The organism is Actinosynnema sp. NPDC059335 (assembly GCF_042752395.1).
In the GTDB taxonomy this organism is placed as follows: Bacteria; Actinomycetota; Actinomycetes; order Mycobacteriales; family Pseudonocardiaceae; genus Actinosynnema.
On sequence record NZ_JBHYXZ010000190.1, the window covers coordinates 1,977 to 13,115 of the forward strand.

The following is an 11,139-nucleotide window of genomic DNA, read 5'->3' on the forward strand; positions in this document are numbered from 1 at the left end:
GTCCCCACCCGCCGCCCCCCCCACCCTATACCCCCCCCCCCCCGCCCCACACCCCAACCGGGCCCGCGCGCGGGCCCCGGCGGGCCCCCCCCCCCCCCCCGCGCAGCGAGCGGAAGGGCTGGTCGATGGACGCGGCACGGGCGATTTCGCTGGTCGTGGCACGGATCCGGGCCGAAGGGCTCGCGTACCCGACCGAAGACTTGAGGGTTGATCGCTTCCAGGGCGGCTGGTGCGTCTTCGCGCCGGTGATGGTCGCCGACGGGGCCCCGGAGGACGACGTGGACCGGCCGATGACGAGGTCGGTGTTCCTGGTGGGCGCCTCCGGGCGCATCGACGTGGTGTCCTCCAGCGAGCCGGCGGAGGACGCGCGGTCCCACTTCGCGGAGGCGTGCCTGTGGTTCGGCGCGGGTGAGCCGCGGCCCGACGGCGAGGACGCCTTCTCGGCGCCCTCCCACCCGGACTTCGACCGGTTCGCCCGCCCGCGCGGACCGCGGCCCACCGCCGCCCACGACCGCCTCGCGGTGGAGGCATTCGCCCGTGCCCTCCGGCACGAGAAGGACTTCGCGGGCTGGTTGACCGGTCGCCTGCGCGAGCTGGGCGACCTGCTCGGCGGCACGGGGCACCTGGTCGCCCGCCGCCCGGACGCCTGGTCGTCCCAGCAGTTCCTGGAGTTCCTGGAGCAGGACGTCGCCGAGGACGAACCGCTTGACGCGATGTGGGAGTCCTGGCCGCCGGTCGACCCGGCGCGGCTGCCCGACGTCGACACCTCGGGCTGGCTGCTCGTCCCGGGCGACGCGGCGCGCGACTACCTGGAGTCGCGGAGCGCCGGGACGACCGCGGCGGCCCGCCTGACCGGCCTCGTCGCCGACCGCACCCGGCGGGCTCCCGCGTGGCTGGCCTGCGGCGTGGCCGAGCTGGTCCCGGCGCTCGTGGCCGTGCGCCGCGACGGGCGGGTGGACGCCGACCTGGCGGAGCTGCGCCGGCTCGCCGTCGAGGAGGAGGAACAGGACTTCTTCGACAGGCTGACGGGGACGTCGTGGTCCGACGACGCCGACGTGGAGGCGTTGCTGCGGTACGCGATCGACGCCGACCGGAACCACCGGGACGTGGTCCACCTCGACGTGGCGGGCACGGCCGCGTACCGCCGCTTCCTCGACCGCCTCGGCCTGGGCTCCCCCGAGTGGTTCGGGATGGCGTTCGGGGACCCGGACCCGTTCGACGTGCCGCCGGAGCGCGAGCGCCCCACCGTGCGCCCTGTCGACCCGGCCCGGGACGGCGCGGTCGTCACGGACGAGCGCCACGCGATCGCGTCGGTGGTGGAGTGGATCCGGTCGCGCGGCCTGGACCACCCCACCGAGGGGTTGGTGGCGGAGCGCTTCGAGGCGGGGTGGAGCGTGTACGCGCCGGTGGAGGTCGACGAGAGCGACCCCATGGCGTTCCTGGACCTGCCGGTGGGCCGGTCGGTGTTCCTGGTCGGGGACTCCGGGCGGATCAAGGAGACGTCGAGTTCCGTCCCGCCCGGGCAGGCGGAGGAGGAGTTCATCGCCGAGGAGCGCGCGGCGGACGGCATGATCGACCTGGAGTGGGCGGCGCTGAGGCTCCGGGAGGAGGGGGCGATCCAGAGCTTCACGATCGTCGACACGCCTCCCGAGGAGGCGATCGCCGCCGAGGCGTCGGAGCTGATCGAGCCGATCGTGCAGCAGCTCGCCCGGCTCGGGCCGCCCGGGTGGCGGCGGTTCGACGCGGTGTTCGCCGTCACCGTGTCCGCCGAGATCGGCCGGGTGCGGTTCCGGACCGACCGGCCGAACGACCCGGCGCCGGTCCCGGAGGCGATCATGGCGTTGGTCCGCCGGCAACGCGACATCGCGGCCCGGATGCCCGCCGGGCCGTGGTGGCGCCTGCTGCTGTCCGTCACGCACCAGGGCGAGACGGCCGTGGAGTACGACTACGGCGACCGGCCGTTCCCCCGCGAGGACCTGCTGCCGCCCGAGCACTACCGGGCGGACCTGGCCGCGTACCCGCGCGGCGAGGTGCCGGCCTGGCTCGCCGACTACCTCGCCGACGACACGCCGGAGGTGCTGGACACCAAGGTCGGCCTCCGGCGGCTGCACGCGGACGCCCGGGAGATCGCCCACGGCGACCTGACGATCCCGCTCGACCGGGTCGACTGGGTCCGCTACGGGAGCGTGCACACCACGACCAAGCGGTTCCTCGCCCCCAGCTCGCACCACGCGCGGTGGCACTTCTCGGTCGGCACGTACCCGGTCGGCCGGGAGACCACGATCGACGTGGAGTTCCCCACCGACGGCAAGGACGCGCCGCCGCCGGACGCGTGGGCGTTCCTGGTCGAGCTGTCCCGCCGCCACCTCGAACCACGGCTGGTCGCCCGCCTCGCCGACCGGGTCCGCGGTGGCGAGACCGTCGAGGTCGGCGGCGTGCGGGTGCACCGGGGCGGGGTGGGTCCCCTGCCGTGGTCCGAGGTCGGCGAGGTCCGGGTCGCCGGTGGTCAGGTCTCGATCCACCGGGCCGGCGAGGCGCGGCCCGCGGTGGTGGCGTCGTGGGGGAGCCCGAACGCGGTGCTCCTCCCGGCGCTGCTCGCCGCGGTCGCGCCGTGAGGCGCCGCGGTCACCACCAGGCGGTGGAGTTGCCCGCGGTGCAGGTGCCGTTCGGGTCGACCACGTAGCACGCGCGGAAGGCGCGGTTCGGGCTCGTGCTCGTCGGGTACGCCTGCGTGTAGTTGCGGTCGCCCGCGGTGTAGGTGGAGAAGTCGTCCGCGACCCGGTCGCCGTTCAGGTCGACCTCGAAGCGGATGAACTCGGGCCCGGTGTAGTTCAGGATCCGTCCCCAGCCGTACTGCACGCCGCCGCAGTTGCCGTAGCGGACCTGGACCACCCGGTCGGACACCGTGCGCTGGACCGCCGTGAGCGGGTTGGCGCACGTCGCCGGGTCGCTGAGCCACGGCGGCGCGGCGGCCCCGGCCGTGCCGGTCATCAGCGCGGCGGACGTGGCGGCCGTCGCCAGGACGGCCGCGACCTTCATCGTCTTCCTCATCGTTTCCCCCTCGGTGCGATGCGACGACGTTCGGCCCTGCTCGCTGTCGCCACTCCCCTGCCGACACGAGCGCCTCGCCGTCGGCACCCATGGTCCCACTATTGGCGGACACCAGCATCATCTCGATCGGGTGATGCTGGGCTTGGGAAGACGGACAGTGACGACAATTCCGCCGAAGGGGTGGAGCGCGGGGGGGTGTGCGCTCGCCCGGCCGGGCCCGTACCGGCCGGTGTCGCCGATCAGCCCTGAGCGGGTGGCGTGGCGAACACCAGGCCCTGGCTCGGCGGCGACGAGAAGCCGTACGCGTCCCGCGTGACGATCTTGACCCGGTGTTGCGCGTCGGGCGCCAGGCCGGTGATCGTCGCCTGCTTGTCGGTCACGAACGCGACGTTCACCCCGTCGAGGTAGACCTCGTAACCGCGGGTGTCGAACCACCACGAGGTCGCGTACCAGGCCAGGGAGACGCTGGTGGGCGTCACCGCCGTCACCCGCAGCTGGGACGGCCGCACCGGGTGCTCGACGATGCTCGACTCCGACGTCAGCGTGCCGATCCGGCGGCTCTGCGCCGGGTCGGGCGAGCAGGTGGCGTCGATCGTCCCCAGCGGCGTGCCGTCGGCCTTCTCGGGGCGCAACGACAGCGCCAGGTCGCCGAGGTCGATGGCGTAGGCGCCGGCCTGCTGGAGGTACAGCGCCGGGAAGCCGCCGGCCGCCGTCACCGGCAGCCCGCCGCCGGACGCGGAGACCCACGTGGGCGCGAACGTCAACGCCGCCTGGCTCTGCACCGTGACCGGCCCGGAGAAGCTCGCCGCGAGCGTGGCCGTGCTGTCACCGTCCAGCCGCACCCCGCCGTGCCCGCCGAGCCCGGCCCGGTCCACGTCCAGTTCCAGGTCCACGTCGATGAACGCGGCCTCGAAGTGCGGCACGTCCCCGCCGGACATCCCTTCCTTCGGCAGGACGAACGTGACGTCCGCGGCGACCGCCACCCGCGGCCCGGACGCGACCGCGCACGTGTAGTCCACCTCCAACCCGACCGTTCTCGACGGCGCGGCGTGCGCGCTCCCCGTCGGCACGCCGGCGCCGAGCAACGCCGCCACCGCCGTCCCGACGGCGGCACGGCGCAGGTTCCTGTCCAGTCGCATGGTGTTCCCCTCGTACGTGGTGGGAGGGTCGTGGAGAACGGCGCCCCCACCGCAACACTGGCGGTGTCCCGACCGATCGTCCCCGCGCCGCGCCCGCCCCGGCAACGTGCCACCGAACTTCGGCGTCGGGTTCACCGAAGCCGTGCCGGGACGGGGCAATCCCGTTGCGCCGACCGCCGTCCCGCGCACTGCTCCCGGCGCTTCACCCGGTGCGCCGACCGGCCCGGACCAGCGGGTGCCGCCACCGACCGGGCGAGTCCACTGTGGACGCTTCGCCGAAAGTCCCGTGCCCGGCTGTCAGCCCGCCACACCGGTGGTGGCGAGCAGGATCGCCACCGCGGGCAGGAAGTTGTTCACCTGGTGGGCCACCACGGCCGCCAGCAGGTTGCCGGTGAGCAGGCGCGCCAGGCCGATCGGGATCGACAGCACCAGCAGGAGCGGGGTGCGCAGCAGTTCCCAGTGGGCGACCGAGAACAGCGCGGTCGTCACCGCGAAGATCACCCAGCGGTGCCACCGCCAGTGCTCCAGCGCCCGCCACAGCACGCCCCGGAACAGCACCTCCTCCGCCGCCGGCGCGACGAGCCACACCGCGACGAACGCCAGCGCGGCCGGCAGCGGGTCCAGGCGCAGGCCGGTGAACGCGTCACCCACCGCGGAACCGGCCCGGTCGTCGCCGACCCACGCCGCCCACAGGCCCGCCGCGGGCACGGTCAGCAGCAGGCCGCCGAGCCCCAGCACGAGGCCGGTGCCGACGACCGACCAGTCCCAGCGCACCGCCAGCTCCCGCCGCACCCGCCCGGCCCTCGGCCCGCCGCCGGCCACGGCCGTGCCGAGCACCGCGGTCACCGCCGCCGCCACCGCGGGCGCCACCAGCAGGGCCAGCAGCGGCCACGCCGGCAGCCGCACGCCCGCCAGCAGGTCCGGGTCCGCCAGCGCGAACGGCACCAGCACCAGCGACGCCGCCACGAGCATGACCAGCTGGGCGAGGACGAACACGCCGACCAGCCGCAGTCCCACGCGCACGCCACCGGGGACGGCGACGGCGTCGTGAACCCCGGTCGACCGCTGAGGCAGCACCCGGCACCTCCTGTCGCCCGCGCCGTCGTCTGCGACACGGCTCCCGCCCTGTCCTTACCCACGCGCGGGCCCCTTCGCCGCATCGCCGGGGAAAAGACAGGTAACCGCAAGGCGGGGCACGGCCGTAACCCACCCCGGTGAACCGCCCGTGCGGTGGCCTGACGCCGCGTTTGCCGCCCACCGCCACGGGTAGGCGGCCGGAGGCGTGCCGGCGGGCAGGGCGGGCGCGGCGGAGCGGCGGGACGGGATCCCGCCCGAGGCGAGGGGTGTGGCATGGACGCGCGCCGGTGGTTGCGGTCGTGGCCGGTCTACCGCCAGCTCAGCGGCGAGGACCGCGCCGGGAAGGCGGCCGCGGCGAAGTCGCGGCGCAGCGGAACGCTGAGGCCGCGCACCGCGACGGCGGACCGGGTGGTCAAGTCGGTCTGCCCGTACTGCGCGGTCGGTTGCGGGCAGGACGTCTACGTGCGCGGCGGGGAGGTCGTGCAGGTCGAGGGCGACCCCGACTCGCCGGTCAGCCGGGGTCGCCTGTGCCCCAAGGGCTCGGCCACGCTCCAGCTCACCACCGGCCCGAGCCGCCTGCACAAGGTCCTGTACCGCCCGCCGTACGCGACCGACTGGCGCGAGCTGGACCTCGACACCGCGATGCGGATGGTCGTCCGGCGCGTGCTGCGCACCCGGCGCGAGACCTGGCAGGACGAGCACGACGGCAGCCCCGTCAACCGCACCATGGGCATCGCGAGCCTCGGCGGCGCGACGCTGGACAACGAGGAGAACTACCTCATCAAGAAGCTGCTCACCGCCCTCGGCGTGGTGCAGGTCGAGAACCAGGCCCGCGTCTGCCACAGCTCCACCGTGGTCGGCCTGGGCACGTCGTTCGGGCGCGGTGGCGCGACGACGTTCCTCCAGGACCTCCAGCACGCCGACTGCATCGTGATCGAGGGCTCGAACTTCGCCGAGTGCCACCCGGTCGGGTTCCAGTGGGTGATGGAGGCGAAGGCGCGCGGGGCGAAGGTCATCCACGTGGACCCCAGGTTCACCCGGACCAGCGCGCTGGCGGACCTGCACGTGCCGATCCGCGCGGGCACCGACATCGCGTTCCTCGGCGGGATCATCAACCACGTGCTCAGCACGGACGCGCACTTCCACGAGTTCGTGGTCAACTACACCAACGCCGCCACGATCGTGTCCGAGGAGTTCCGCGACACCGAGGACCTCGACGGCCTGTTCTCCGGCTTCGACCACGACACCCGGCACTACGCGTTCGACACCTGGTCGTACGAGGGGGTGGACGTCGCGCCGGCCTCCGGGCAACGCGACCGGACCCCGGGCGACCCCACCGACAACGGCCACACCGACAACGACCACACCGACAACGGCCACGACGGCGACGACCACGACGGCGACGACCACAGCGGCGACGGGCAGGGCGACCACGGGCACGCCGGCGAGGTCCAGGCCAGCGGCCGCAGCGAGGTGCACGGCTCGGGCGGCACCTCGATGGCGGGCGAGCCGCGACGCGACGAGACCCTGCAACACCCCCGGTGCGTGTTCCAGATCCTCAAGCGGCACTACGCCCGCTACACCCCCGAGGCGGTCGAGCGGATCTGCGGCATCCCCCGGGAGACGTTCCTGGAGGTGTGCCGCCACCTGGTCGAGAACTCCGGCCCCGAGCGGACCAGCGAGTTCGTCTACGCGGTCGGCTGGACCCAGCACACCACGGGCTCCCAGATGATCCGCGCGGCGTGCGTCCTGCAACTGCTGCTGGGCAACATGGGCCGCCCCGGCGGCGGCATCCAGGCCCTGCGGGGGCACGCGAGCATCCAGGGCTCCAGCGACATCCCCACGCTGTTCAACCTGCTCCCCGGCTACATCCCCATGCCCTACGCGCACCACCAGCACGGCCTGGCCGCGTTCCTGCGCGCCGACGCCGCGCGCAAGGGCTTCTGGGCCGACATGGACGCGTACGCGGTCAGCCTGCTCAAGGCGTGGTGGGGCGACGCCGCCACCCCGGACAACGACTTCTGCTTCGACCACCTGCCCCGGCTCACCGGCAGCCACAGCACCTACGACACCGTGCTGGAGCAGGTCAAGGGCACGTGCAAGGGCTACTTCCTGCTCGGCGAGAACCCGGCCGTCGGCTCGGCGAACGCCCGGTTGCAGCGCGAGGGCATGGCCAACCTGGAGTGGCTGGTCGTCCGCGACTTCACCCTGACCGAGAGCGCGACGTGGTGGCGCGACGGACCGGAGGTCCGCACCGGCGAGCTGCGCACCGAGGACATCGGCACCGAGGTGTTCTTCTTCCCCGCCGCCGCGCACACCGAGAAGGCGGGCAGCTTCACCAACACCAACCGGATGCTCCAGTGGCACCACCAGGCCGTCGAGCCGAAGGGCGACGCGCGCAGCGACCTGTGGTTCATGTACCACCTGGGGCGGCTCATCCGCGCCGAGCTGGCCGGGTCGACCGATCGCCGCGACCGGCCGGTCCTCGACCTCACCTGGGACTACCCGACCGAGGGCCCGCTGGACGAGCCGGTCGCCGAAGCGGTGCTGGCGGAGATCAACGGGCGGGACGCCGACGGCGCGCCGCTGAGCGCGTACACCCAGCTCAAGGCCGACGGCTCCACCACGTGCGGCTGCTGGATCTACTGCGGCGTGTACGCCGACGGCGTGAACCAGGCCGCGCGCCGCAAACCGGGCCGGGAGCAGGACTGGATCGCGGCGGAGTGGGCCTGGGCGTGGCCCGCCAACCGCCGCATCCTCTACAACCGCGCCTCCGCCCGCCCCGACGGCACGCCGTGGAGCGAGCGCAAGAAGCTGGTGTGGTGGGACGCGGAGGCCGGCAAGTGGACCGGCTACGACGTGCCCGACTTCGAGGAGCGCAAGCCGCCGGACTACCGGCCCGCGCCGGGCGACACCGGCGTGGCCGCGCTCTCGGGCATCGACCCGTTCATCATGCAGTCGGACGGCAAGGCGTGGCTGTACGCGCCGGCGGGCGTCGTGGACGGGCCCATGCCGACCCACTACGAACCGCAGGACTCGCCGTTCCCGAACGCGCTGTACGGGCAGCGGCGCAACCCCGCGCGCCTGGTCTACCCGCACGAGCACAACCGCTACCAGCCCGGCGGCGGCGAGCCGGGCAGCGAGGTCTTCCCGTACGTCGTGACGACCTACCGGCTCACCGAGCACTTCACGGCGGGCGGCATGTCCCGGTGGACGCCGTACCTGGCCGAGCTGCAACCGGAGCTGTTCTGCGAGGTCTCCCCCGAGCTGGCGGCGGCCAAGGGGCTGGTCAACGGCGACTGGGCCACGATCGTCACGGCCCGCGGCGCCATCGAGACCCGGGTCCTGGTGACCGACCGCCTCGCGCCCCTGCGGGTGCAGGACCGCGTGCTGGAGCAGATCGGCCTGCCCTACCACTGGGGTCCCAACGGCCTGAGCGCCGGCGACGCGGCCAACGAGCTGTCCTCGATCAGCCTCGACCCCAGCTCCCACATCCAGGAGGTCAAGGCGTTCAGCGCGGACATCCGGCCGGGCCGGCGGCCGCGCGGCCCGGCGCTGCCCGCGCTGGTGCGCGCCTACCGGCGGCGTGCCGGGATCACCGAACGCACCGGGACGGAGGTGTGAGCACCGTGGACTTCGACCTGCGGGACCTGCTGACCGGTGACGACCCGCCGCGCGCGGGAGGCTACGACGACCCGCCGCCGCGCTACGGGTTCTTCACCGACACCACCGTGTGCATCGGCTGCAAGGCGTGCGAGGTGGCGTGCAAGGAATGGAACCACGTCCCCGACGACGGGCTGCTCTTCACCGGCATGTCCTACGACAACACGCAGGGCCTCGGCGCGGACACCTGGCGGCACGTGGCCTTCGTCGAGCAGCGCAAGCCCCTGGGCGCGCAGGTCGGGGGCGCGCGGACCGCCGGGACCGCCGACCTCGGCATGCCCGCGTTCACCACGCCGGGCGAGCGGGGCGACGGCGACCGGTCGGAGTTCCGCTGGCTCATGGCCTCGGACGTGTGCAAGCACTGCACCCACGCCGCCTGCCTGGACGTGTGCCCCACCGGGGCGCTGTTCCGCACCGAGTTCGGCACCGTCGTGGTGCAGGAGGACATCTGCAACGGCTGCGGGTACTGCGTGCCCGCCTGCCCGTACGGCGTGATCGACCAGCGCCGGGACGACGGGCGGGTCTGGAAGTGCACGCTGTGCTACGACCGGCTCGGCGCGGGCCAGGAGCCCGCCTGCGCGAAGGCGTGCCCGACCGACTCCATCCAGTTCGGCGAGCTGGACGAACTCCGGGAACGCGCCGCCCGGCGCGTCGAGCGGCTGCACGAGGCGGGGATCGCCGACGCCCGGCTGTACGGGCACGACCCCGACGACGGCGTGGGCGGCGCCGGCGCGTTCTTCCTGCTGCTGGACGAGCCCGAGGTCTACGGCCTGCCGCCGGACCCGGTCGTCACCACTCGTGACCTGCCGGCCATGTGGAAGCACGTCGGGATCGCCGCCGCCGCCCTGCTGACCGGCCTCGCGGCCGCCTTCCTGGGGAGGTCGTGATGGCCGACGTGCCGGCCGACCCGGTCGCGCCGCCCGACCGCGACGCCGTCACCGGTGGCGAGCGCCGACGGCGGCGGGGCAGGCGCGGGGAGCGGGCCGTCGTGCCCGACGCGCGCTTCACCTCCTACTACGGCAAGCCCGTGCTCAACAAGCCGACCTGGGCGGCGCGCGACATCGCGGGCTACCTGTTCCTCGGCGGACTGGCGGGCGCGTCGTCGGTGCTGGCCGCCGGGGCCGAGCTGACCGGCCGCCCCGCGCTGGCCAAGGGCTGCAAGGCGGGCGCGCTCGTGGCCATCTCCGGTTCGCTGTACGCCCTCGTGCACGACCTGGGCCGGCCCGCGCGGTTCCTCAACATGCTGCGGGTGGTGAAGCCCAGCTCGCCGATGAGCGTCGGCTCGTGGCTGCTGGTGGCCTACGGGCCGCAGGCCGGCCTCGCCGCCGTCACCGCGCTGACCGGTCGGTTCAGCGTGCTCGGCCGGGTCGCCACGTTCGGCGCGGCCCTGGTCGGCCCGGCGGTCGCCTCCTACACGGCGGCGCTGATCTGCGACACCGCCGTGCCGTCGTGGCACGAGGGCCACCGCGAGATGCCGTTCGTGTTCGTCGGCTCGGCCGCGAGCGCGGCGGGCGGTCTCGGCCTGCTCGTGGCCCCGGTGGACCAGGCGGGTCCCGCGCGGCGGGCCGCGCTCGTCGGCGGTGCGGTCGAGCTGGTGGCCACGGAGGTGATGGTGCGGCGGATGGGCCTGGCCGCCGAGCCGCTGCGCACCGGGCGGGGCGGGAGGCTGGTGAAGGCCGCCGCCGCGCTCACCGCGACCGGCGCGGTGCTCGGGGGCGTGCTGGGCAGGCGCTCCCGCGCGGCCGCGGTGCTCGGCGGGCTGGCGTCGCTGGCCGGGTCGGCGTGCACCCGGTTCGGCGTCTTCCACGCGGGCGTGGCGTCGGCCGAGGACCCGAAGTACGTGGTCCGGCCCCAGCGGGAGCGGCAGGCGAGCCGGGGAGCGCCGACCGCCGCGACGTGAACGCGGGGCCCGACCTTGCGATCGGCTTGCATCCCGCCGGCGCGGCCGACCACCACGAGGCGCGGCCGGCGGCTCCACCCGAGAATCCGGGCATGACGCTCTCCGCGCCGCCGGTCGAGGACGACGAGGGACCCGCCGCCATCGACGCGGCCGCCGGACCAGGGGCCGGTGTGGGACCGGCTGCCGGACCACGCACCGACCCGGGACCAGCCGCCGGACCACGCACCGACCCGGGACCAGCCGCCGGACCACGCACCGACCCGGGACCAGCCGCCGGACCACGCACCGACCCGGGACCAGCCGCCGGCG

At 74.5% G+C, this 11,139-nt stretch carries 7 protein-coding genes; 4 read left to right on the top strand and 3 right to left on the bottom strand.

The genetic code is table 11. The features are described 5' to 3' along the window. Positions 1 to 125: 125 nt before the first annotated feature. Positions 126 to 2,615: a hypothetical protein gene (locus ACFXGA_RS35765; RefSeq protein ID WP_378096033.1), complete on the top strand. Its 2,490-nt coding sequence runs from the start codon at positions 126 to 128 to the stop codon at positions 2,613 to 2,615. A gap of 10 nt (positions 2,616 to 2,625) precedes the next feature. On the opposite strand, the gene ACFXGA_RS35770 is transcribed toward ACFXGA_RS35765, so the two are convergent. The 3 genes from ACFXGA_RS35770 to ACFXGA_RS35780 form a co-directional block, all read right to left on the bottom strand. Continuing rightward, positions 2,626 to 3,051 (bottom strand): hypothetical protein, encoded by a 426-nt coding sequence (locus ACFXGA_RS35770; RefSeq protein WP_378096035.1) that lies wholly within the window; start codon positions 3,049 to 3,051, stop codon positions 2,626 to 2,628. Positions 3,052 to 3,290: 239 nt separating this feature from the next. Further along, complete coding sequence (locus ACFXGA_RS35775) at positions 3,291 to 4,190, bottom strand: DUF6801 domain-containing protein (RefSeq protein WP_378096038.1); 900 nt, start codon at positions 4,188 to 4,190, stop codon at positions 3,291 to 3,293. 297 nt (positions 4,191 to 4,487) lie between these two features. Next, on the bottom strand, positions 4,488 to 5,267 hold the full coding sequence (locus ACFXGA_RS35780) for a CPBP family intramembrane glutamic endopeptidase (RefSeq protein WP_378096041.1): 780 nt from the start codon (positions 5,265 to 5,267) through the stop codon (positions 4,488 to 4,490). A gap of 273 nt (positions 5,268 to 5,540) precedes the next feature. Between ACFXGA_RS35780 and fdh the strand changes: the two genes are divergently transcribed. From fdh to nrfD, 3 genes are read left to right on the top strand one after another with little or no spacing between them, the layout of a single operon-like run. Next, complete coding sequence (fdh, locus tag ACFXGA_RS35785) at positions 5,541 to 8,891, top strand: formate dehydrogenase (RefSeq protein WP_378096044.1); 3,351 nt, start codon at positions 5,541 to 5,543, stop codon at positions 8,889 to 8,891. Between the two features lie 29 nt (positions 8,892 to 8,920). Continuing rightward, the gene (locus ACFXGA_RS35790) at positions 8,921 to 9,817 is read left to right on the top strand and encodes a 4Fe-4S dicluster domain-containing protein (RefSeq protein WP_378096049.1); all 897 of its coding nucleotides are present in this window, start codon (positions 8,921 to 8,923) and stop codon (positions 9,815 to 9,817) included. Further along, on the top strand, positions 9,817 to 10,830 hold the full coding sequence (gene nrfD / locus ACFXGA_RS35795; protein ID WP_378096046.1) for an NrfD/PsrC family molybdoenzyme membrane anchor subunit: 1,014 nt from the start codon (positions 9,817 to 9,819) through the stop codon (positions 10,828 to 10,830). The genes ACFXGA_RS35790 and nrfD overlap by 1 nt, the downstream gene beginning before the upstream one ends. Positions 10,831 to 11,139: the final 309 nt, after the last annotated feature.